The 23421-nt window shown below is 62.1% G+C and carries 19 protein-coding genes; 9 read left to right on the forward strand and 10 right to left on the reverse strand.

Going from position 1 to position 23421, the window contains the following annotated elements; genetic code table 11:
• Positions 1 to 110: 110 nt before the first annotated feature.
• On the reverse strand, positions 111 to 917 hold the full coding sequence (locus tag ACP7D4_RS26045) for a hypothetical protein (protein ID WP_426212218.1): 807 nt from the start codon (positions 915 to 917) through the stop codon (positions 111 to 113).
• 239 nt (positions 918 to 1156) lie between these two features.
• Here ACP7D4_RS26045 and ACP7D4_RS26050 point away from each other — a divergent pair, with 239 nt between their 5' ends.
• Genes ACP7D4_RS26050 through tssA form a run of 7 tightly spaced genes read left to right on the forward strand, consistent with a single transcriptional unit; the run spans position 1157 to position 10390 of the window.
• Positions 1157 to 2002, forward strand: coding sequence for a M15 family metallopeptidase (locus tag ACP7D4_RS26050; RefSeq protein ID WP_426212219.1), 846 nt, complete (start codon positions 1157 to 1159; stop codon positions 2000 to 2002).
• A gap of 17 nt (positions 2003 to 2019) precedes the next feature.
• Positions 2020 to 2283, forward strand: coding sequence for a PAAR domain-containing protein (locus ACP7D4_RS26055; protein ID WP_426101354.1), 264 nt, complete (start codon positions 2020 to 2022; stop codon positions 2281 to 2283).
• 45 nt (positions 2284 to 2328) lie between these two features.
• Entirely contained in the window at positions 2329 to 3714 is a 1386-nt protein-coding gene (locus tag ACP7D4_RS26060) for a hypothetical protein (protein ID WP_426212221.1), read from the forward strand.
• A 29-nt stretch (positions 3715 to 3743) separates the two neighbouring features.
• Positions 3744 to 7580: a type VI secretion system membrane subunit TssM gene (gene tssM, locus ACP7D4_RS26065; protein ID WP_426101416.1), complete on the forward strand. Its 3837-nt coding sequence runs from the start codon at positions 3744 to 3746 to the stop codon at positions 7578 to 7580.
• Complete coding sequence (gene tagF / locus ACP7D4_RS26070; RefSeq protein ID WP_426101358.1) at positions 7580 to 8566, forward strand: type VI secretion system-associated protein TagF; 987 nt, start codon at positions 7580 to 7582, stop codon at positions 8564 to 8566. Before tssM ends, tagF begins: the two co-directional genes overlap by 1 nt.
• Before the next feature lie 3 nt (positions 8567 to 8569).
• Positions 8570 to 9340, forward strand: a complete 771-nt coding sequence (locus tag ACP7D4_RS26075; protein WP_426101360.1) for an OmpA family protein — start codon at positions 8570 to 8572, stop codon at positions 9338 to 9340.
• 27 nt (positions 9341 to 9367) lie between these two features.
• On the forward strand, positions 9368 to 10390 hold the full coding sequence (gene tssA / locus ACP7D4_RS26080; RefSeq protein WP_426101362.1) for a type VI secretion system protein TssA: 1023 nt from the start codon (positions 9368 to 9370) through the stop codon (positions 10388 to 10390).
• Between the two features lie 79 nt (positions 10391 to 10469).
• Here the strand turns inward: tssA and ACP7D4_RS26085 are convergent, their stop codons facing one another.
• The 9 genes from ACP7D4_RS26085 to ACP7D4_RS26125 all read right to left on the reverse strand — a co-directional run bounded on the left by ACP7D4_RS26085 (position 10470) and on the right by ACP7D4_RS26125 (position 20906).
• Positions 10470 to 11450, reverse strand: a complete 981-nt coding sequence (locus ACP7D4_RS26085; protein WP_426212222.1) for an alpha/beta hydrolase family esterase — start codon at positions 11448 to 11450, stop codon at positions 10470 to 10472.
• 73 nt (positions 11451 to 11523) lie between these two features.
• Positions 11524 to 14193, reverse strand: a complete 2670-nt coding sequence (gene tssH, locus ACP7D4_RS26090; RefSeq protein WP_426212224.1) for a type VI secretion system ATPase TssH — start codon at positions 14191 to 14193, stop codon at positions 11524 to 11526.
• 98 nt (positions 14194 to 14291) lie between these two features.
• On the reverse strand, positions 14292 to 15377 hold the full coding sequence (tssG, locus tag ACP7D4_RS26095; protein WP_426212226.1) for a type VI secretion system baseplate subunit TssG: 1086 nt from the start codon (positions 15375 to 15377) through the stop codon (positions 14292 to 14294).
• A complete protein-coding gene (gene tssF, locus ACP7D4_RS26100; RefSeq protein WP_426212228.1) occupies positions 15341 to 17185 on the reverse strand; it encodes a type VI secretion system baseplate subunit TssF in 1845 nt (614 codons plus the stop codon). The genes tssG and tssF overlap by 37 nt, the downstream gene beginning before the upstream one ends.
• 2 nt (positions 17186 to 17187) lie before the next feature.
• A complete protein-coding gene (gene tssE, locus ACP7D4_RS26105) occupies positions 17188 to 17679 on the reverse strand; it encodes a type VI secretion system baseplate subunit TssE (protein WP_426212229.1) in 492 nt (163 codons plus the stop codon).
• Between the two features lie 36 nt (positions 17680 to 17715).
• The gene (locus ACP7D4_RS26110; RefSeq protein ID WP_426101374.1) at positions 17716 to 18207 is read right to left on the reverse strand and encodes an Hcp family type VI secretion system effector; all 492 of its coding nucleotides are present in this window, start codon (positions 18205 to 18207) and stop codon (positions 17716 to 17718) included.
• 27 nt (positions 18208 to 18234) lie between these two features.
• Entirely contained in the window at positions 18235 to 19719 is a 1485-nt protein-coding gene (gene tssC / locus ACP7D4_RS26115; protein WP_426101376.1) for a type VI secretion system contractile sheath large subunit, read from the reverse strand.
• A 2-nt stretch (positions 19720 to 19721) separates the two neighbouring features.
• Positions 19722 to 20231 carry a type VI secretion system contractile sheath small subunit gene (gene tssB / locus ACP7D4_RS26120; protein ID WP_426101378.1) on the reverse strand — a complete coding sequence of 170 codons (510 nt, stop codon included), beginning with the start codon at positions 20229 to 20231 and terminating at the stop codon, positions 19722 to 19724.
• Positions 20232 to 20270: 39 nt separating this feature from the next.
• Positions 20271 to 20906 carry a tetratricopeptide repeat protein gene (locus tag ACP7D4_RS26125; protein WP_426212230.1) on the reverse strand — a complete coding sequence of 212 codons (636 nt, stop codon included), beginning with the start codon at positions 20904 to 20906 and terminating at the stop codon, positions 20271 to 20273.
• A 229-nt stretch (positions 20907 to 21135) separates the two neighbouring features.
• Between ACP7D4_RS26125 and tssK the strand changes: the two genes are divergently transcribed.
• Both tssK and icmH read left to right on the forward strand, forming a co-directional pair.
• Complete coding sequence (tssK, locus tag ACP7D4_RS26130; protein WP_426212232.1) at positions 21136 to 22476, forward strand: type VI secretion system baseplate subunit TssK; 1341 nt, start codon at positions 21136 to 21138, stop codon at positions 22474 to 22476.
• Between the two features lie 17 nt (positions 22477 to 22493).
• On the forward strand, positions 22494 to 23258 hold the full coding sequence (icmH, locus tag ACP7D4_RS26135) for a type IVB secretion system protein IcmH/DotU (protein ID WP_426101384.1): 765 nt from the start codon (positions 22494 to 22496) through the stop codon (positions 23256 to 23258).
• Positions 23259 to 23421 lie beyond the last annotated feature (163 nt).

Here is a 23421-nt window from a genome sequence, read left to right on the forward strand (position 1 = left end):
CACTGGAAAACTGCGACAGCACGGCGGTAATTTTTTCGGTCAGGGTCGTCATCGCGGTCCGTATTCACATTCTTGATGTTGGCAGCGCAAAAATGTGCGTACCGGGTTCGTTATTTGCATGCGGCTTCACTCTTGGCACCCGCACAAATGCGCGCCCGGCACTGGCTTGCCTCGGCCGCGGAATCGAGCGATTTGCACTGCTGGAGCTTGGCCGCGACGCCGGTGCCGGTCTTGGGCTGGGTCGCTTTCGAGTGCGCCACCAGGGCCGCCAGCAGGGCCACGTCGTTGTCAACCGGCACCGCTGCTTTCGGTTCGACTTTCTTTTTCGGCGGCGTTACGGCCGCATGACGCGGACGCGGCGTCACGTTCGACGCGGGGGCGAGCACCACAGGCTTTTTCGGAACCGCTTTCGCAACCGGACGCACCGGCTTGACGGCGTGCGCAGGCGCGGCGGGGCGCGTTACAGCGGCCGGCGCAGCGTCCGCCGACGCGCTCGCCGTACCGTCCTTCGCCTGCGACGCGGGCATGCCGTGCTCAAGCATTTTGGTCAATTCGTCAATGGCTTGTTGCTTGTTCGCCGCCGTATCTGCCTTTGGGGCACTCGCTGGCACGTCGGTCAAAATGGCAGCTGCGGGCACGTCGACCGCCGTGCCCCGCATGGGCGCTTCACTCGTCGTGGCCGTATCAGAGGACGCCGCGGCCGGCAGCGGCGCGCTGCCGGCCGCCACGATTTCCTTCTCGCCTTCGCTCATCAGCCACAGGGAGCCGCCGGCGCCCAGCGCCAAGACGGTGACCCCGGCCGCCAGCCAGGTGTACATGCCGCGCCGCGACTTTCCGGCGCCGGCCGTGGTGCCGGCAGGCTTGCTGTCAAGCCCGCTAAGTATCCGGTGGCGATCCGCTTCAGCCTGTTGATCCATCGAAAGTAGGCTGGGCCGACCCGAGGTCGGCGGACGTTCATCGCTATGTTGCAAAATGTGCTCCTTGTTAATTTCTGCATAACTTTACGCTATCCACACAATCCATGCGCTTGGTAGAATTTCAACTGTGCGAAAACTAACACAAATTAACATTCAATTGGACTTAAGATTATCAGAACTTCAAGTTATACTAATAGGCAATTTTCGCAGTATCGCATAAACGAATTGAAGAGGTCCACGTGTTCTTGCTTGCGGTAGCAGCATATTTCCTCCTGGCGTGCCTGGTGAGCTGGCTATTCCTGTTCCCTGCGGGACGCGAATTTTTCCTGGCCACTTTGGCCGGCGTCGGCTTGCGCGCGCACAAAAATTTGGGCAAGCTTGCGCGCCGTCAGGGTGAAGGTGTTGTAAAGATACAGCAGTCGGGACGCAATTCATTGCGCAATGTCATGGCGTTTGCACGGCAGCACTATTTACTCTGCCTTGGCGGCGTGGCCTTGATCCTGATCCCGCCGTCGCTTGCCGTCGTGTTGGGATTCGACATGACCTTGGGTGGCTACGGCACCAGCACGCACGAGGCCAACAGCCAGGTGGTGGCCTTGATCGAAGGCGAGCAACTGGTGCCGCCGCCCGCCCTCCCGCCGGCCGTGTTCGCCACGGTGGAAGTGGAACAGGAACGCCCGATGCTGGTCTCGGCAAGCCGGAAATGGGACGAGATGGACCCCGTATTTACGCAAACACTGTTGCAAGTATTTAAAGTAATGAAAGAAACACACGGTTACGATATGGCAATTCTGGAAGGTTACCGCAGTCCGGAGCGCCAGAACAAACTGGCCGCGATGGGTTCGAGCGTGACCAATGCGGCCGCCTTCCAGAGCTGGCACCAGTATGGCCTGGCGGCCGACTGCGCGTTCCTGCGCAACGGCAAGATCGTCATTACCGAGAGGGACCCGTGGGCCATGCGCGGCTACGAACTGTACGGGCAGGTGGCCGAATCATTCGGACTGACCTGGGGCGGTCGCTGGAAGATGATGGACTTTGGACACACGGAATTGCGCCGGCCCGGCGTAATGAAGCGACATAAATAATTGAATCGGAGAGCAGCATGCCAGGACCATTGATCAGATTAGGCGACAAGACTTCGCACGGCGGCAGCGTGCTCGAAGCGTCGACCCACAGCGACAGCGGCGGCATCGGCATCGCCCGCGTGGGCGACAAGACCAGTTGCCCGATCCATGGCAACGGCACCATTGCCAGCGGCGACATGACCATGATCGTCGACGGCAAGCCGGCCGCGCGCCACGGCGACAAGGTCTCCTGTGGCGCCCTGCTCATCGCCGGCCAGCAAGCGACGGTGGACCATGTCTGAGCCGCTGCCTGGCATTGCGCCTGAGCGCCGTAAGGTACCTGCCTGATGCGTACCTGGATCAAGGTCACTTTGCTGGTCCTGCTTGCCGTTGGCTTGAGCTGGGGCGGCGCCATTTGGTTTTGGCGCGCCACCAACCGCATGCCGGCCACGCAGGACCTGGTGCTGTATCTGGTGATGCTGCCGCTGGCGTTGCTGCTGGCGTTCTGGCTCGGGCGCAAATTGATCGATGCGATTGCCGCCGCGCCCGTCGCTGCGGCGGCTGCGGCCAGCGCCGAACCGGCAGCCCCGCCAGCACCCAAGGCAGCGCCTTTGGCCCTGGTGGCGGTATCCCTGCGCACGGCCCACGGCGCGCGCGCCGACGAACTGTCCGGCGCCATCCTCGAGCACAAGGCGCGCGCCGAGCTGGACCCAAAACTGGTGGACGAGCACGGCTTTCCCGTCATGACGGCGCGGGTCGAAGAAGCCGACGACGCCGGCTTGCAGGAAGAAGTCACAGAATGGTTCACCCAGAAAGGCGGTCCTGACCTCGACTTTGACGAGCCCCAGTGGCGCGCCCTGGTCCTGGCCACGGCCGTGGCGGGCGAACTGGCCAGCGCCGCCGCCGGCAGCCTGATGCCGGCCGAAGGCTTGCCGCCCGTGCTGCACCTGCTGCCGATCCTGCCGTCCGACTGGACGCTCGAACAGCGCCGCACCGGCGGCCTGTGGCTGCAGCACGTGGTCAGCCAGCGCGGCTGGCCGCTGGCGCGCATCGCGCTGGCAGCCGAAGTGCCGGGCGACCCGCGCGCCGCCAGCCCGTCGGCGGTACTGGGCCGGTTGGCGCACCAGGGCATGCTGAGTGGCCTGCCGGTGGTTGGCATGCTCGTCGCCGGCGCCTCCGCTCTGGCCGACGCCAGCATCAGCAAATGGGAAGCGAACAACACGCTGTTTACCGCCACCCGTGCGCAAGGACTGGTCCCCGGCGAAGGCGCGGCCGGCCTGCTGCTGACCGACCTGCGCCAGGTCCAGGCCATCGACGGCGCCGTCTACGCCATGCTCGACCTAGAGGCCGACACGCCGCGCCACAATTCGGCCGACGAAGCAAAAAAAGCGGACGCCAAACTGCTGGTGACGATGACCGGAAAAGTGCTCTCCAGCGGCGGGGCCGAAGCCGGACAAGTCGCCATGCTGGTGGCCGACACGGGCCACCGCACCAGCCGCGTGCTCGAACTGATGGACATGACGGCGGTCGCGCTGGCACACCTGGACCCCGACACCGATGTGGTGCGCGTGGGCGGCGCCTGCGGCACCTGCGGCGCGGTGCCCTTTGTCACCGCGCTGGCCGTGGCGCATCACCACGCAATCGAACTTGCAGCACCCGTACTTTGTATTAGCAACGAAGATCCATACCGTCGCAGCGCCGTCCTGGTGCGGCCTGCAGCGGCTTTGTCCTGAATGTTTTCCCAAGCGAGTTACCAACGATGATGCGAACCACCTGGCAGTTTCTGACAACCCGCACAAGCCTGCTCGTAATCGGCTGGCTGGCCTTTGCCGCCCTCCTGCTGCTGGGCGCCGCCTTGCTCGAGGTGCCGATGTCCTATGCATTCGGCGTGCTCGCCATTGCGTTCGCCATCGGCATCATGGTCTGGCTGTGGCGCCGCCGGCGCCGCACCAAGAATGCCGCCGCACTGGGCGGCATGCTCGACTCCCAGTTCAATAATGCGCCCGCCAATCCGGCCCAGCGCCAGGAATATGACGTTATCAAGAAGCGCATGCTCGACGCGATTGCCACCATCAAGGGTTCCAAGCTCGGCCAGCTCTCCGGCGACGCCGCGCTGTACGAACTGCCGTGGTACATGGTTATCGGTAACCCGGCCGCTGGCAAGAGCACGGCAATCGCCAGCTCGGGCCTGCAGTTCCCTTTCGCCGACAGCAAAATCGTGCAAGGCGTTGGCGGTACCCGCAACTGCGACTGGTTCTTCACCACCGACGGCATCCTGCTCGATACCGCAGGGCGCTTTTCGGTGGCCGACGAAGACCGCGCCGAGTGGCTCGGTTTTCTGAGCCTGCTGAAGAAATACCGCAAAAAGGCGCCGATCAACGGCATCATCATCGCCGTCAGCGTGGCCGAACTGACCGGCAACCGTCCCGAGTTTGCCATCAACCTGGCCAAGAACCTGCGCATGCGGGTGCAGGAATTGACGGAAAAGCTTGAAGTGCACGCGCCGGTCTACGTGATGTTCACCAAGGCCGACCTGATCACCGGCTTCAATGAATTTTTCCAGGATGCCGAACGCGGTGAGCGCGACCGCGCTTGGGGCGCCACCCTGCCCTACAGCCAGGTGACCAGCAACCAGCAGGTGCTCGACCAGTTCGACAAGCGTTTCGACGAACTGTACGACGGCTTGAAAGACATGAGCCAGGCCAATATGGCACTGCAGTGGCGCGAACGCATGCCCCCAGGCGTGTTCACGTTCCCGCTTGAGTTCTCGGCCATCAAAGCGCCTTTGCGCGCCTTCATCGCCACGCTGTTCGAGGAAAACCCGTTCCAGTTCAAGCCGGTGTTCCGCGGCTTTTACTTCACCAGCGCGCTGCAGGAAGGCGAGTCGGTATCGGCCTCGTCCAAGCGCGTGGCGGACCGTTTCGACATCAAGCTGCAGCCGCTTGAACACGAAGCCGCGCACAATCAGCACGGCTACTTTTTGCTCAACCTGTTCCGCAAGGTGATCTTCGCCGACAAGGACCTGGTCGCGCAGTACGCAAGCCCGAACAAGACACGCCTGCGCTACGCCGCCTTCTTTGCCGCCACCGCGCTGGTGGGCTTGACGCTGGGCGGCTGGAGCTGGTCGTACATGAGCAACCGCCAACTGGTTGCCAACGTCGAAGCGGACCTGAAGCAAGCCGTCAAGCTGCAAGAGCAGCGCACCGACTTGCAGTCGCGCTTTGAAGCGCTCAAGGTGCTGCAAGACCGTATCGAACAGCTGGAAAAATTCCGCGACGACCGGCCACTGTCGCTGTCGATGGGCCTGTACCAGGGCGACCTGCTGGAACGCAAACTGCGCGAAGAATATTTTGCCGGCGTGCGCGAGGTGATGTTAAAGCCGGTCACGCAGTCGCTCGAGACCTTCCTCGGTGAAGTCAACAACAACGCGGCGCAGCTGCAACCGACCGCCAAGCTTGGCGCCGACGCCCTGCGCCCGCCCGAGCCGGGCGCCGCCGGTTCGCCCACCGCCATCGCAGCCGCTGCCGTGTCGCCATTGATCGCCGCACCCACCACCAGCATGCTGTTCAAGGACGCTTCGCCCACCAGCGCCGAAGACGCCTACAACGCGCTCAAGACGTACCTGATGCTGAGCGAAAAGCCGCGCGCCGAAGGCGGCCACCTGAACGACCAGCTCACGCGCTTCTGGCGCGGCTGGCTGGACGCCAACCGCGGCGCCATGTCGCGCGAAGACATGATCCGCCACGCCGAGCGCATCATCTCGTTTTACATCGCCCAGACCAGCGACACCTCGTGGCCGACCATCAAAGAGCCCAAGCTGGCCCTGATCGACACCACGCGCGACAACCTGCGCAAGGTGGTGCGCGGCATGCCGGCGCGCGAACGCGCCTACTCCGACGTCAAGGCGCGCGCGGCAACGCTGTTCAAGCCGATGACGGTCGCTTCCATCGTGGGCGACCAGGACAAGACACTGATCCTGGGCAGCCACGCCATCCCGGGCGGCTTTACGCGCGAGGCGCTGCAGTATGTGCAGGATTCGTTCCGCGAAGTGGCCAACAAGGAGCTGCAAAGCGCTGACTGGGTCCTCAAGACCGCCACCAGCGACGACCTGACCGTCAGCGGCAGCCCGGAGCAGATCCAGAAGGCCTTAATGGACATGTACACCGCCGACTACGTCAAGCAGTGGCAAATGTTCGTGCAGGGCGTGACGATCAGCGAGCTGCAAGGCTTTGACGCCGCCGCCATCGCCATGAACCGCCTGGGCGACCCGCAAACCTCGCCGCTCAACAAGTTGATCGCGACCGTCTACGAACAGACCTCGTGGGACAACCCGTCGCTGGTTGGCGCCGGTCTGCAGCGCGCCAAGCGCGGCGTGGCGGGCTGGTTCAAGGAAGTCATCTTGCGCCAGAAACCGGCGCAGCTGAACGTCAACATCCCGGCCAACCCGCAGGCGGCGAACGGCGCGCCGCTGCCGCTCGGCCCCGTGGGGCGCGAGTTTGCCGGCGTGGCGCGCATGGTGGTGGCGTCCGACCAGGGCGCCTCGCTGATGGGCGGCTACATGGGCCAACTGTCCAAGCTGCGCACCCGCTTTAACACCATCAAGAACCAGGGCGACCCGGGTCCGGGCGCCAAGCTGCTGATGCAGCAAACGCTCGACGGCAAGGACTCCGAACTGCACGAGGCGCTCAAGTTCGTCGACGAACAGATGCTGACCGGGATGACCGATTCCCAGAAACTGGCGATCCGCCCGATCCTGGTGCGTCCGCTGATGCAGTCGTTCGCCGTCATCATCAAGCCGACCGAGATTGAAATGGACAAGGTCTGGCGCGCGCAGGTGTTGCAGCCGTTCCAGAAGGGCGTCGGCACCAAGTTCCCGTTCTCGTCGGCTGCCGGCTCCGAGGCGAGCAACGAGGAAATCGGTTTGATCTTCGGGCCGTCGGGTGCGATCGCGAACTTTTTCACCACCACCGTCGGTCCGCTCGCGTTCCGGCGCGGCGACGAGATCGAAGCGAAAAAATGGGCCGACATGGGCTTGACGCTGGCGCCGCAAGTGCTCAGCGCCTTCCCGGGCTGGATCGCGCCGCTGAGCGCGGCCGGCGTCGCCAACGTGGCGGCCGCCGCTCCGAGCACCGAAAGGCAGACCATGTTCGACCTGCAGGCGCTGGGCGCCACGGGCGCGACCGAGTTCACGCTTGAAATCGACGGCCAGTCGCTGCGCTGGAAGGGCCAGCCGCAACCCTGGGTGCACATGGTCTTCCCGAATGCGCAAGGCCAGCCTGGCTGCCGCATTACCGCCATTACCCCTGACGGGCGCACCGTGGTGGTGCTCAACGAGGCCGGTGCCTTTGGTCTCAAACGCATGATCGAAACGGCCAAGCGCGAACGCCTGGACGGCGGCGCCTTTAAATTGACATGGGAAAGCGCGGGCGTTTCCGTCTCGGCCAACGTGAAGATCATGGGCACGCAACAACCGAGTGCACCGGTGCGCGCGGCCGCCACCACCACGCCAGGATTCAAGAACCTGAAACTGCCCGAGTCGATCATTGGCGTAGCGCCTGCGCCCACCGCGACCGCAGCACCGGCGAAGGGAGGCGCGTAATGACCCGTACCCCAACACCGACTGCGGTCGGCTATTTCGGCAAAATTCCCAGCCGCGGCGACTTCGTCAAAGGCAGCGACAATCCGGCCCTGATCAAGGTGCTCGACGACTGGCTCGCCTTTGCGATGGACCTGATGAGCAGCGACGCGCGCTGGAAGCTCCATTACGACTCGGTGCAGCCGCTGCATTTTGCCTTTATCGGTCCGCGCCGCCGGCATGCGATCGCCGGCCACATCGTGGCCAGCAGCGACCAGTCGAGCCGCCGCTTCCCGTTCCTGATGATGAGCACGATGGAAATTGCCGAACCGGGCACCTTCGTGCCCGACGCGCCGCTGGTGCTCAACCGCCTGTGGAACCGGCTCGAATCGCTCAGCAACAACGTCATCAGCGCCGACGACGCGACCGCGCCGCTGCAGGCAGCTGCCAGCCATGTCATCGACCTCGATTTGCGCTCGACGGCGTACGACGCCGCGTTCCAGGATTTCTTGGACATGAACACCATCGGCTCGCTCGACGCCATGCTGGCGCAGTCCGACTTTACCGGTTCGGTGCGCCAGGTGCTGCTCGCGCTGGGCTTTTTGCTGCAGCCGGTGATGGCAAGCAGCTCGAGCCGGCTTGAAAAAAGCCTGCTGCTGCCGTTGCCGAACGACCCCATGTACCGCAACTTGGTGGCCGCGTTCTGGATGCACCTGATCACGCCGTTTTTGGCGCGCGCCGACTTCGAGCTGGCCCTGTTCATCACTCGCATCGGCGGTAAACCGGTGCTGGTGCTCGGCTTTAGCGGCGCTTCGGCCGAAACGCTCAGCGCCATCATGGACCCGGTGGCCGCGGCCGAACGCCACATCACCTTCGACGAACTCGATTGGGTCGAAGAACAGGTCAACGACGACTACGCCATCAAAAAGCTGTCCTCCTACTTAAGCCAGTCCACCCTGTCACTCAAATCCGCGCTCGACTCCCTGCGCGCGGCGTTCATCGGAAACTGAAATATGCGCCAATTAGCCACCCTCGTTTTATTGTTCGCCATCGCCGGCGGCGCGCTGGCCCAGAACGCCGCGCCGCAGCCCGGCCAGGTGCTTGTCAGCGGCACCGTGCCGGACGAAGCCAGCAAGGCCAGCGTACTGGCCAAGCTGCGCGCCGTGTACGGCAACGACATCGTGGTCGACCAGATCACCGTCGGCGCCGTCACCGCGCCGCCGAACTGGAATACCTATGTCGACAAACTGATCACGCCCGAACTCAAGCAGATCACGCATGGCGAACTGAAGATCGACGGCAGCACCGTCAGCATGAAAGGTGAAGTGGGCACGGAAGCGGTGCGCCAGAAGCTCGGTGAAGGCGCCCAGGCCAGCCTCAATTCCACCTACACGATCAGCAACGGCCTGCGCGTCTCGGCCGGCGCCGACCAGAACGCGATCGATGAATTCCTCAAGAAGCACACCATCGAGTTCGAGAGCGGCAAGGCGACGCTGACCCCGGCCGGGCGCGCCATCCTCGACGAAATGTTCGGCCTGCTGCGCAAGCAAAAGGAACACAAGATGGAGCTGATCGGCCACACCGACAACGTCGGCCTGCGCGCCACCAACCAGGGCCTGTCGCAGGCACGCGCCGAAGCGGTCAAGTCCTATCTGGCCAGCATGGGCGTCAAGAGCGACTTGATGACCGCTTCCGGCCAGGGGCCGGACCGCCCGATCGCCCCCAACGACAGCGTCGAGGGCCGCATGCGCAACCGCCGCATTGAATTCCGCCTGGCGCAGTAAGCGCCGCTTTACGCATACAAGGACACCATGTTTTTAGCCGACCAGCTGTTAAACCCCATCCGCGACGACAAGCCGGCCGGGGACGATTTGTCGTTTTCGCCCGAACTCGACGCCATTACGCAGGCCCGCAAGTTTGACGACGCCTCGCTCGACCAGGGCGAATGGGTCACCGAAATCAAGGAAGCCGACTGGGACTTCGTCGTCAAGAAGTGCTCCATGCTGCTGCAGCAAAAGAGCAAGGACTTGCGCCTGGCCGTGTGGCTGGCCGAAGCCGGCGCCAAGAAGTACCGCATGCGCGGCCTGGCCGAAGGCTTGCTGGTGATTGCCGGGCTGCTCGACAAATTCTGGGACCTGGGACTGTATCCGGAGTCCGATGGCGACGACCATGACCAGCGCATCGGCAACCTGGCCTGGATCTTGGCGCGCGTGCCGGCAATGCTGCGCGAGATGCCTGTCACCGACGGCAATAGCAGCAAGTACACGTCGATCGACTTTGAAACGGCGCGCAAGAACCCGAACGGCGACATGAAGCTGACGGATCTGGAGAACGCCAAGCGCGCCAATTCGACGCCCTTTCGCACCGCCTTTGCGGCTGACGCGCAGTACTGCATGGAAGCGCTGCAAAAGCTGGAAAAAGCGGCGGACGAGCGTCTGGGCCAGGACAGTCCCGGCTTTGCCAGTGCGCGCGACGCGCTCGATTCGATGGCGCGCCTGATGCCCGCTACCGGCCCCGTTTCGCCCGTTACTGAGGGACCAGTTACGCAAAACCCTGGTTCGCCTGAAAACGGCGATGGCAGTGCGCATGTCAGCCAGAGTGTTCACATGGGCCCTCCCGGTGCGATTCATACCCGTTTCCAGGCGCTGAGCCAGCTGCGCGCCGTGGCCGATTTCTTCCGCCGTACCGAGCCGCATAGCCCGGTGTCGTATTTTGCCGACAAGGCGGCAGACGCCGGCGACCAGGACCTGGCCGCGTTCCTGCGTTCGGTGGTCAAGGACCCGGCGTCGATGGCGCATATTGAAGAGCTGCTGGGAATTAAACCGCAAGAGTAAGCGCTTAGATGGCAGTTTTTTGCCAGAGTCAGCACTGTTTGTTGAGAATGCGATGGCTTGGTATTCTCAACGAACTGCCTTACTGGGGCTTAACAGCCTGAACGCGCTTATGCTCAAAGAAACGCCACGCGGCTTCAGGCGTATTCCCGTCATGATTCATCTCCCCCAACAGCTTGCGCAGCAGCCAGGTAAGGTCTTCCGTCCGTGACGATCCGGTGTGCCCGCCACCGTCAATGCGCAGCAATTCCACTTGCAGCTGCGCCGGATCGGCGCCCCAGGTCAGCCGCGTGGCACTGGTCGGGTCGCCCGCTTGCAGGTGCGGGTAGCGATAGCTAACCGGTGCGTCCGCCAGAGCGGCAAGCGTGCGCCATACGGCTACTGACTCACCGACCGAAAGACCGCTGCCACGACCCGTCAGCCCGAACGCGGTCACAGCGCCGCCGTACGGCGCAATCTTGTCGGCAGTCCCATGGGTGATGAATACCGGCAGTGGAGGCGTCGGCGCCTTGCAACTGCTGCGCGCGGCCATCAGGCTACTTTGCATACCGATGGCCGCCAGACGGGGACCAAGTTCGATGCCGGCCCTGTAGGCCATGCCGCCACCGTTGGACGTACCGAGTAGATAGATGCGCCTCGGGTCCGCGCCAAACTCGGCAATTGCGCGATCGATCAGGACGGACAGGAAACCGGCGTCATCGACCGGTGCATTGGTCGTGGCATCGGCGCGGCAATCGTTCCACGCCTGTTTGCCGTTGCTCGCATTAGTACCGTCGGGTGCAATGAGCATCACTTTCCTGCTCTCGGCCAGCTTGGCCCAGTCCTGCGAGCGAAAGGCGCCAAACGATTCCTGCCCCAGCATCCATGCCGCGCTGGCGCCATGGCCATGCAGGAGAATGACGACCGGGCGCAGCGTCGGCGCCAAACCATCCGGTTGCAAGACGCGGAAGTGGCGCACGCCTTCCGGACGCACAAGGTCGTGGTTTGAGATGGTCGCGGCGTGCGCCGCTTGCCAGCCCAGCAGGCTGGCAAACAGAAAGGCGGCTTTTGTGCGAACCCTCATCGGTGTGGCGCAGTGAAATACGGTTTTGGATTGAACGACATGCGCCGCTGCCGACAGCGCATGCCAACTCCCGTTACTTGATGGTGTACTTGAATTTGCCTTCCTTGTTGGCGCTGACCTTGATTTTCGACATCACGGTCCCTTCCGCCATCTTGGCCAGCACCGACTCCGCAATTTCCGGCAACAGCGTCCCGTTCAGGATGTTGTCCACATTCCGCGCGCCCGAGTCCACTTCGGTGCAGCGCGCCAGCACGCCTTCCACCAGCGCCTCGTCGTAGCTAAATTCCGCCTTGTGGTTGATCGCGATGCGCTCCTGAATCTTGCCCAGTTTGAGCTTGATGATCTTGACCAGCACATCGTCCGTAATCGGAAAATACGGTATCACTTTCAGGCGGCCCAGGAACGCCGGCTTGAACTGCTTCATCAAGTGTGGACGCAGCATTTCTTCCAGCGCTTCGGGCGCCGGCAGTTCTTCCGCCGTCTTGTTCAGGCACGCATTCATCAGCGCGCTCGAGCCAATGTTCGACGTCAAGATGATGATCGTGTTCTTGAAGTCGATCTCGCGCCCTTCGGCGTCATCCATCACACCCTTGTCGAACACCTGGAAGAACAGCTCCATCACGTCCGGGTGGGCCTTCTCGACTTCATCGAGCAGCACCACGCTGTAGGGATTGCGGCGCACCGCTTCGGTCAGCACGCCACCTTCGCCATAGCCCACGTAACCCGGTGGCGAGCCTTTCAGGCCCGACACGCTGTGCGCTTCCTGGTATTCGCTCATGTTAATCGTGATCAGTTTGCGCTCGCCGCCATACAGCACGTCGGCCAGGGCCAACGCCGTTTCGGTCTTGCCGGTCCCGGACGGGCCGACGAACAGGAACACGCCTTTCGGCTTGTTGGGATCGTCCAGGTTGGCGCGCGAGGTGCGCACGCGCTGCGCAACCGCTTCAATCGCATACGACTGCCCCAGCACGCGCTCTTCCAACAAGTCTTTCAGCTTGAGGACAGTCTTGATTTCATCCTTGACCATTTTGCCCAGCGGGATACCGGTCCAGCCGGCGACAATTTCAGCCACCACGTGGCCGTCGACCTGCACCGGCACCATTGGCGTTTCGCCCTGCAGCGTGCGCAGTTCGGCCACCATCGCCTGGATATCCTTGCCCTGCATGGCGCCGCCGCCCTCGCCCTCGCCCTCGCCTGCTTCCAGGGTGCGCCGTCCATCCATGATTTTTGCGCTCAACGCCTTTTCCTGCTCCCAGCGCGCCGACAGCACCGTGTGCTGCTCGGAGGCGGCAGCGCGTTCGGCGGCCAAGTCCTTCAGGCGCGCGGCGTGCGCGCCGCCGGAAGTTTGCTCGCGCTCGAGCGAACCTGCTTCGACGTCGATGCGTTCGATCTTGCGGGTGAGGTTTTCAATCAGCGCCGGGGTGGCGTTCTGGCCCAGTGCGACCTTGGCGCAGGCGGTATCGAGCACGCTGATCGCCTTGTCCGGCAGCTGGCGGCCCATGATGTAACGGTGCGACAGGCGGACCGCTTCGGTGATGGCTTCATCATACACGCGTACGCCAAAGTGTTTTTCCATCAGCGGGGCCATGCCGCGCAACATGGCGCAGGCCAGTTCTTCGCTCGGCTCTTCGACCTTGATGACCTGGAAGCGGCGCGCCAGCGCGGCATCTTTTTCAAAATACTTTTTGTATTCGCCCCAGGTTGTTGCGGCGATGGTACGCAATTCGCCGCGCGCCAGTGCCGGTTTGAGCAAATTGGCCGCATCGTTCTGGCCGGCCGCGCCGCCCGCGCCAATCATCGTGTGCGCCTCATCGATGAACAGGATGATCGCGTGCGGACTTTTCTTGACTTCGTCGATCACGTTTTTCAGGCGGTTTTCAAACTCGCCCTTGACGCTGGCGCCGGCCTGCAGCAGGCCCATGTCCAGCGTGTGGATCTCGACGCCCTTGAGCACGTCCGGCACGTCGTCTTGCGCGATGCGCAGCGCCAGGCCTTCCACCACGGCCGTTTTTCCCACGCCCGCTTCACCGGTGAGGATCGGGTTGTTCTGGCGGCGGCGCATCAGGATGTCGATCGCCTGGCGGATTTCAGTATCGCGCCCGATCACCGGGTCGACCTTGCCGTCGCGCGCGCGCTGGGTGAGGTTGGTGGTGAACTGGTCCAGCGCCGGCGTCTTGGAAGCGCCTTGCGAGGCCATCTCGCCCACCGGGTCGGCGCCGCCGCCTTCTTCCACGTCGGCCACGACCGCTTTCGCCACTTCTTCCTGGGAACCGGCAGCGACCTTGTCGAGCTTGTGCTTGATCTGCTCGACGTCGAACTTGTCAAACAATTTGGAGCCGCGGTAGGCCAGCTGCGCCAGTTCCGGGTCGGTCAGCATGGCCTGCAGCAGGTGACCGCTGCGAATTTCAGCCACGCGGCCGGCCTGGATGTCGAGCGAAGCAATCAGCCACGCGTTTTCAAACAACTTGGGCAGGCGCGCCGAAAACACCGGCGTGCGTGAATTGCCCGCTTTGAGGCGCTGCACTTCGGACTGCAGGTCCGCTTCCAGCATGCTCACGCTGATGCCCATGTTGCGCGCGATGAGCACAAAGTCGCTCTTGGGCTGCTCGAGCAGCGCCAGGAACAGGTGTTCGAGGTCCACCTCAAACTGTCCGAGCGAGACACAGATGCTGGCCGCGCGCGTGGCCGCGGTGCGGCTGGTGTCGTTCAGTTTACCGATCAGCGTTTTCAGATTAATGCTCATTGAAGATTCCTCTTTTTGTTGTGCTTGTATTGGTAGCTAATACTGTTAGCTTGTTGTGCAACTTGTTGTGCAACTTATTGTGCAACTTACTGTGCCACTTAGACTGCGTGAATTTCGTAACAGACGTCCCTGCGGTCCACGGTCTGGGCACCGGTAACCAGAAAACTGTCCCATCCCAGCCTGCCCCCGCTGCGCTGTTCCGCCAGCGAGGCGCCCTGCACGTCGGCGGCGCGCAGCACCAGCTGGATTTCATACTCGATGGTCACGCCCGTAAACATCGTCAGCATGCTCTTGAGCGCACGCGCCGCTTTCCCGCCCGGCAGGAAAGCGTCAAAACTCTGGCGGTCGAGCGGGCCGATCTCCAGGCGCATGCGCAAGTCGCGCTGCCAGACGCGCGAACCGGACATGGCGCCTGCGCCCAGCGTGGCGTTCAGGCCGCCCAGCATGGTCTGCTGGCTTGGCGGCACGTCATACCAGCAACCGATGAACTGCACCGCTTTGACCGGCTGGCCGAAATACTCGCCCAGCACGCGCGAGATCTGCACCGCTGACGCCGGCCGGTGCCGCATCGACGCGGCAAAGTAGCCGATCGATTCGTCCAGCACGCCCCCGCCCTCGTCGTCCGTCAGGCGCTTGCGCAGCGACTCGTTGCCAAGGCCCGCCAGCGAGAGCAGCAGCGGCAAAAACGTATCCTTGCCGTCGAGCTGGTATTTGAGCTCGAGCCGGTACTTGCGCCAGGCCTCGTAAAACAAGGCGAGCGAGCGGTTAGAAAAAGTATCGAGAAAAGCGCGCGGGCCCTCGTCCTTTTCGTACATCACGCGCGCGGCGATGCGCTCGGTGTAATGCAGCGGCAGCGCGCCGTTCCCGCCCAACAGGCCCATAAAGGCGGGCGTGACGCGGATGTATTTGAGCGTGTGCGACTTGAGTGCCTCGCCCAGCGAACGCGGGTCGCTGGGCAGGTTCTTCGGTTCGGTCTTAATGGCTTCGAGCTGGCTGGCCGGAAAACTGAGCGAGGTCGAATTCTGAAAGCGCAAGAAGTTTGCCACCAGGCCCTGCTGGGCGGTGCCGTGACGCTTGAGCCACAGTTCGAGCATGCGCACCGCTTGAAAGTATTCGAAGCGGTACGGTTCCTCGAACAGGCGCTCGATTACAGCAGGCTCAAATCGCCGCTTCGTGGCGTACATTTCAATAACTCTTCTCCGGTTTTATTCGATACCATGACCAGCTGGGCAAAGCTGTTGGCGTGCACGTACAAGCCCAGAAAGCGCTCGATGATGTGGGCAAAGGCATGGATGCCGCTGCCGACGAACGCTTCCTCGTCGATCGTCAGGCGCACTTCAACGCCGCGCACCAGGCAGGCGAACGGGTTCCCCGGCAGCCAGGCGTTGGCCGCCTTGTGGGCAATGGCGGCGATGCCGCCGATCTGGCGCTGCGACGAGGGTGAGCGCGGCAAGTCGTACAGCGTAAGCATTTCGCGAAACGCGTCAAGGCCGCCGTCGGCCAGCGACAAATGGTTAAGCGACAGGTGCGAAATGAGGCGCCAGTGCGCGCCGCGGCCGCGCTCGAAGCGCTGCGACGGGGTGGGTTTGCGCAGGAAGGTAATTGCGCGCACGCTCGAGCCGCCTTCCAGGAACAAGTCGCCGCCGCGCAGGCCGTACGCGAGTGAAGCCGGCAAGTCGCGGTTGGTGCACGTCAATTCGAGGCTCAGGGTGTCGGTTTCCACCTCGGCCGGGTCGAAGTCGATGTCGACGATCGATATTTGCGTCTCGAAGCCGGGGCTGCGCTCGCCCAGCGTTTCGTCGCGCCGCATCACGTAATAGTGGCCGCTTTTTTCAGGCGTCTGGCCGTGCTTGAGCGAATAGAAGGGGCGGAACTGGACGATCGATTCGCCCTGCGGCGTCTGGCGCACCAGCTTGACCGAGTCGATCGACTGCACTTCGTAGGCAAAGGCGCGGCGCGCGTCGGCCAGCACCGGGTAGCTGGCCGTGGTGTGCGTCAGGCGGATCGGTTCGCCGCGCTGGCGGAACAGGTTGACCACCGGCGTGCAGCCAAGCAGCACGTTGTTGGTGCCCAGCGTGCCGAGCATGCGCGCATTGTTCGAATCGGTGCGCATGCCCGACAGCGCCAGGTGCAGCGTGATCGAGCGCGCGCCTGACGGCAGGACGTTGCCCATGCTGGTCAGGTCGAGATCAAAAAAATTGAATTTTTCGGGGAAGCAGAAGTATTCAGTCAGCAGGCGGTAAGCCGTGTGCGAGCGAGCAGAAAAGTCGATCAGCGATTCGTCTTCCTCGAAGCCGGCCACGCTGACCGGAATCGCGTTAAGCGCGACCCAGCGGCCGTTGTCGTCCGCTTCGACGTAGGCGGCGACGGTGCGCATGAACAGTGCGTCGCGCAGGGCCGCGCAAAACGATGGCTCGCCGTCGATGAAAACGCGCAGCTTGCCCAGGGCCAGTTGCGAGACCGACACCTGTTCGGCGGTGCTGGAAATGGTGATGCTCACGCTCGATGTGGCGCCCTGCGGCGCGCGCACCGCTTCGGGCGTATCGATGATGGCTGAAAACGAGGCACTAGTCAGCGCCACCGGTGCCACCGTCACCGGATAGGCGGTGCGAAACGTGCATGCGGCGCCGCGCACGGGGCGTGTGGTGAGCTGGGTTGAGCGCGGGATCACGCTGGCGGTGGTGAGCTGGCTTGCTGCGCCACTGAAGTCCATGCGCGCGATCGAGCACGATGGAAACGGGCGCAGATAATGCGGGTACAGCACCTCGAACAGCGCTTCGGTAAATTCGGGGTAATCGTCGTCGAGGCGCTTGGCGATGCGGGAATTGAGCAGCGCGAAGGACTCGATCATGCGTTCGATGTGCGGGTCTTCGCACACCTCGCCGCCAATTAACAGGCGGCCGGCGATCTTTGGGTAGCGTTCTGAAAACTCGCGCGAATAGCGGCGCAAAAATCCAAGCTCCCTTTCGTAATACGGTAATAACTGTTCCAAACTCAGGCTCCCGCAGACGCAGTTCGGCGCGCCTTGCTGATTGTGTAATGCAAGCTAGATGGCTGCAGGACCGCGTCAAAATTGACCGGTTCTTGCGACGTGCTGACGACCATCAGTGCGGCAATGGCGAAATTCAAGCGATTGACTGAATCTTCCCGCAGTTCGAGCGACGCTTTCACGTTGCGCAGGCGCGGCTCGTGACGCGCAATGGCCTTTTCCAGGCACTGGCAAATATAGGCGCGGTCGTCCGTGCTGGAAAGGGAACGGCCTGCAAAATCATTCAGGCCGTAGGTGACGATGGAACGGCCACATTCGGGGAACCGCTTCAGGATCTCTTCCGGGATAACTGTGCGCGTGTTAAGCAGCGCCTCGAGATCGCGCGCTACCGAGTCCTTCAAGTCCTCGATATTCATGCGCGCGACCAAGCCGCTGGTGGCACCGCTGACCGGCACATCGAGCAGCCGGTCAAATAGTCCAGGCGTAAAACCCTTCATCGGTACCCCGTTTCTTGCTTCGTTAAGCCAACTAGATTAAGCCAGCTTGTTTGCTGCCAAGTCCCAGCCGCCGGACGTGTTGCCGCCCGAACCGCCGCCGACCTTTTGCTGCGTGTATTTCCACTTGACCTTCGAGTACTTCAACGACAGTGCTTCGGTCAGGATGTCGCCAGCTTGCACCGATGGCGCCACGCTGCTGATCAACACGTTCTCAAGTTCGATTTCAAAGTACTTGATACGCTCGCCCTTGCCGTCGGCGCGCAGGAATTCCAGCTTTGCCTTAGGGATGGTCTTGCCGGACGAGCAGTTCTGCAGCAGCAGAGGGGTTGCCAGGTCGGCCAGTTTGTCGATCACGATATCTTTGTGCTCGGTACGCTCGGCAGTGTGGCCGCCGCCGGTCGATGCGGTAGCCGACTTAGGCTGCAGCACGTGCCAGTTGACCGATTTGCACTCGATCCAGTCCTTGTGGGTGGAGTCGGTCGATTCGCCTTTGATACCCTCGATTTGGAGGTAGACGTCAATTGCCATGGTGTTCCTTTCAGTGGTTTATGGATATTACTTTTTGGTCGAAGCAGGCAGCTCCGCGACCAGTCGGAGTGAAACGGAAAGCTCGTCAAGCTGGAAATGCGGACGCAGGAATGAGACGGCGCGGTAGACGCCGGGACGGCCAGGCACTTCGGACACCTGCACCGATGCTTCGCGCAGCGGGAACTGGGCCTTCTGTTCCTGGCTGGCGTTGTCGTCGAGCAGAACGTACTGGGTCAGCCAGCGGTTCAGGAAGTCTTCGACGTTGGAGGCGGCGGCAAAGCTGCCGATCTTGTCGCGCATCATCGCCTTCATGTAGTGGGCGATGCGCGAGACGGCGAAAATATACTGCAGCTGGGCCGACAGAACCGCGTTGGCGTTGGCCGCGTCAGACTGGTATTTCTTGGCCTTTTGCGCCGACTGGGCGCCGAAAAAGGCGGCGTAGTCGGTGTTCTTGCAGTGGACCAGCGAAATAAAGCCCAGGTCCGACAATTCCTTCTCGCGGCGGTCGGTGATGGCAATCTCGGTCGGGCACTTGAGCGCCACTTCGCCTTCGTCGGTCTTGAAGGTATGGGTCGGCAGGTCTTCGACCAGGCCGCCGCCCTCAACGCCGCGAATCGCCGCGCACCAGCCGAAGTCTTCGAACGCGCCGGTCAGCTTGGTGCCGAAGGCGTAGGCCGCATTACACCACAGGTACTTGTGGTGGTCGGTGCCGTCGACATCTTCAACAAAATTGAAGCCTTCGGTGGTGGCGCCATCGGCCGGGTTGAACGGCAGGCGGCCCAGAAAGCGCGGCAGCGTGAGGCCGACGTAGCGCGAGTCTTCCGATTCCCGGAACGACTTCCACTTGGTGTATTCGACGGTGTCGAAGACCTTCGACAGGTCGCGCGGCTTGCCAAGGTCGCTGTAGGTCTCCAGGCCAAACAGCTCGGGCGACGCCGACGAGATGAACGGCGCGTGCGCGGCGGCGGCCACATGCGACATCTGCTCGATGAAGTACATGTCTTCGGGCTGGCGGTTGATTTCGAAGTCGCCCAGGATGGTGCCGAACGGTGCGCCGCCGAAGGTGCCGAATTCTTCTTCGTAGATCTTCTTGAACATCGTGCTCTGGTCGAATTCAAGCGCGCTCTGGAAGTCCTTGACCAGTTCCTTCTTGGTCGCGTTGAGCATCTTGATCTTCATGTTCTGACCGGTCGCGGTGTTTTTCACCAGGTAGTTCAGGCCAGTCCAGCTGCTCTCCAATTTCTGGAATTCCGGGGCGTGCATGACGGCCGACAGCTGCGCCGAAATCATGCGGTCCAGTTCAGCGACGCGCGCGTCGATGGTGGCGGCCAAGTTGTCGGAAACGACAACGGTGCCGTCCATGACCTGGTGCACCAGTTCGGAAATCAAATCCTTGGCGCGCTCATGTTCGACGCTCGACTTGGCGACCTTGCTCTGTTCAACGATTTGGTCTAGCAGTGCCGACTCGGCTGCGGGCGCCGCACCTGCGGCCTGGTTCATTTGAGCGGACATGATCAATCTTCCTTGTTGGTGGTGGCCTGGCCGAGTTCTGCCATTTTTTCGGTGCTGTGCAAGACGTCGTTGAGCAAGTCTTCGAGCTTGTCGTTGCCGGCCAGTTTGTTGCGCAGGTCGGCCAGCTTGGTGCGCGCTTCGAGCAGTTTGCGCAGCGGCTCGACCTGGGCCACGATCGACTCGGGACGGAAGTCTTCGAGCGAATTGAAGGTCAGGTCGACGCCGAATTTTCCGCCTTCGTCGGACAGCGTGTTTTGCACCTGGTAGGCGGCGCGCGGGGCGACGCCCTTCATCACTTCATCAAAATTGTCGCGGTCGATGCCGACGAAACTGCGGTCCTTCAGACGCTTTTGCTCGACTTCCGAATTGCCGCCGAAATCGCCGACGACGGCGGTAACGAAAGGCAGTTCCTTGCTCGCGGTCTCGTCGCCGATTTCAACGTCGTACGTCATCTGCACGCGTGGTGGACGAACCTTTTGCAGGCGCTTCTGGACACTCTCTGACTTGGACATAATTTTCCCCTCTAGGTGGATGGAATCGTTAAACGGTGTTTACTTCAACGCACAAAACGGGTCGCCGGCTTTGCAGTCGTCGGCCTTTGGCTTTTCCTTGACCTTCGGCGGCTCGGCGAGCTTGACCTTGGCCGGCGCATCGCTGACGACCTTGGCCTTCGGCTTCGGATCCTTGATCGTGATCTTGTCTGGGGGCGGGCTGAACAAAATATCGTTGCCCAGGCTGTCGCGCAGCACGCGCGCCAGTTCCATCGATTCCTTTTGCAGCGAACCGGTAAAACCGTTCTGGCGGCTCAGGTTGCTCAAGGCGCGGGTGGCCAGGCGCAGGCCGCTGGTGGCGATGATGCTGCTCGCTTGCTTGTCGTTGGGGTCGCGCACCAGCACTTCTTCGGCATTGACGATGGCTTCACCGTATTGGGCCGCGTCAAATTTCGCCTTGGCGATATGGCCCCAGGCGGTCTTGTCGGTCGGGTAGGCGGCGGCGGTTGCCTTCCACTGGGTGATGGCCTGCTCTTTCTGGCCGGCGCTGGCCGCTTCGGAAGCTTTGGTCAACATGTCCTGCAGCTTGGGCGCGGCGGAGGCGGACGGGGTGGCGGTGTTGGTGGCACAGGCAGTCAGGCTGGCGATCAGCGCGGCGCTGCCCAGGAAACGGTACAGGGTAGTCAGGGTGGTCATGCAGTCCTCAGAAACAGTAACAAAGAAACAATGTTTTAATTGAAATATTTACTCTGGCGACACGTTATCACATAATCAAAGATTAATACAATCAATTGAAAATCACCAATTCTCACTGCGCACGATTGATTTCGTTTTTTCAGTGCTAATTTCTTCAGGAAATGTTATTGTTTCAGTAATTAACGTCGGGCATACTTGCCACCGAGACAAATAGAAGGATGCAAACGTCATGACGAGCAAAGTACTCTGGGGCGAAGGCCTGTTCCTGCGCCCCCAGCATTTTCAGCAGCAAGACCAGTACCACGAGCACCGCCTGAACGAAAGCGTCAAGGCGATTCACCCCTACGCCTGGGGCGTGAACACCTTGCAGGTGGACCGCGACGCGCTGTCGAACAATGCGCTGCGCGTGATGGAACTGTCGCTGCGTTTCCAGGACGGCGAGCTGTACGACGCGCCGGGCGCCGACGAACTGCCCGACACGGTCGATCTGTCGGAACTGCTGCAGTCGCAGCAAACCGTCACGTTCTACGCCGCCCTGCCCGCCTTCAAGCCTTTCGGCGGCAATTTCGGTCAAACCGGCCAGTCGATGAATGCGGCCCGCTTCGTGCAGGCGAACATGGACACGCCCGACCTGTACACCCAGGCCGCGCAAGCCCAGCTGGCGTACCTGAAGAAAACGGTGCGCCTGGTGTCGGAATTCGAGCCGCGCGACTCGTACGTGCACTTCCCGCTGCTGCGCCTGCGCCGCGTGGCCACCGGCGGCTTCGAGCTCGATCCGGCGTTCGTCCCGCCCAGCATGTCGATTCGCGGCGCGCCCATCCTGTTCCTGCAACTGCGCCGCCTGATCGACGCGCTGCAGGCCAAGGTCAGCGCCTTGTACGGCCACCACCGCGAGCCGAGCAAGAACGTGATTGAATTTCGCTCCGGCGACATGTCGTCATTCTGGCTGCTGCATACGGCCAGTTCGGCTTACGCATCGCTGGCGCACTACTTTCACCATCCGGCACTCCATCCAGAACGCCTGTATGAACAGCTGCTCGGCGTAGCCGGCGGCTTGATGACGTTTTCCAAGAGCTGGACACTGACCGATTTGCCGCCTTACCTGCACAACGATCCGGGACCGTGCTTTGCCAAGCTGCACCTGATCATCCGCGAACTGCTGGACACCGTCATCTCGTCCAAATACTTCGCCATTGCCTTGACGCAAGTCAGGCCGAGCTACTACATCGGCATGCTCGACTCCGGTAAAATCGACGACAAGACGGCCTTCTATGTGGCCGTGTCGGCCGACATGACGGCCGTTGAACTGGTGGACGTGGTGCCGATGCGCTTCAAGATCGGCGCGCCGGACGATGTGGAAAAATTCGTCCTCTCGGCCATGCCGGGCGTGCGCCTGTCGCACGCGCCGCAGGTGCCTGCCGCGGTGCCGGTACGGCCCGACACCGTCTACTTCACGATCGAAGCGAAAGGCCAGATGTATGAACGCATGCTGCAGGCGCAATCGATTTCGATCTATGTCCCGTCAGGCATGCGCGAACTGTCGCTTGAACTGATTGCCGTGACTTCCTGACCCAAGGATTATTTTCAATGACCTCGAACGCACCCTCCCTGATCGGCGCCGCGCCGCAAGCGCCATCGCAAAGCGCCGCGCCGCAAACGCTGCTCGACCTGATGTATGACGGTTTTTATGCACTGTTCATGCTCAAGAACGGCAACGGCCCGCAGGACAACGCGGATTTTGCGCAGAAGATGGCGCAGTTCCTCGACGAATTTGGTCGCGGCGCCAAGAAGCACGGTGCATCGGCCGATGACATCGACGCATCGAAGTATGCATTTTGCGCCGCCGTTGACGAGATCATTTTGCGCTCGCAGTTTCCAATTCGCGAAGACTGGTCGCGCCGGCCGCTGCAACTGACCCTGTTCGGCGACCAACTGGCCGGTGAAAATTTTTTCAACCGGCTTGAATCGCTGCGCGCGCGCGGCAGCGCCCATTTGCATGCGCTCGAAGTTTTCCATATGTGCCTGCTGCTCGGCTTTCAGGGCAAGTACATCATCGAGGGCACCGAAAAGCTGAACTACCTCACCGCGCGCCTGGGCGACGAAATAGCCAGCATGAAGGGCAAGCGCGGCGGTTTTGCGCCTTTCGCCGACCGCCCGGACCAGATCATCCACAAGCTGCGCAGCGACTTGCCGCTGTGGGTATTGTGCTCGGTGTTCGGGCTCATTTGCATACTGGGTTATATCGGGCTGCGCGCTTCGCTCTCGCGCAGTACCGAGCACACGCTCATTGCTTATGACGACGTCGTCAAGCTGGCCCCGAAAGCTGCCAACCTGACCATCACACTGCCCTGATGGATATCCTTGCCGAAGTTTCTGCCCTTGGCCTGTTCGGGACTGGGCTAAGCCAGCATGCACGCCTGGTCGCGCTGGCCAGCGCGCAGGACCGCGCCTTGCCTGAATCGCTGATGGCCGAAAAATTTAGCGGCCGCGAAGCGGTCAATGAATTGTTCGCCTT

Source organism: Massilia sp. TWP1-3-3 (assembly GCF_049897805.1).
Taxonomy (GTDB): domain Bacteria; phylum Pseudomonadota; class Gammaproteobacteria; order Burkholderiales; family Burkholderiaceae_D; genus Telluria_A.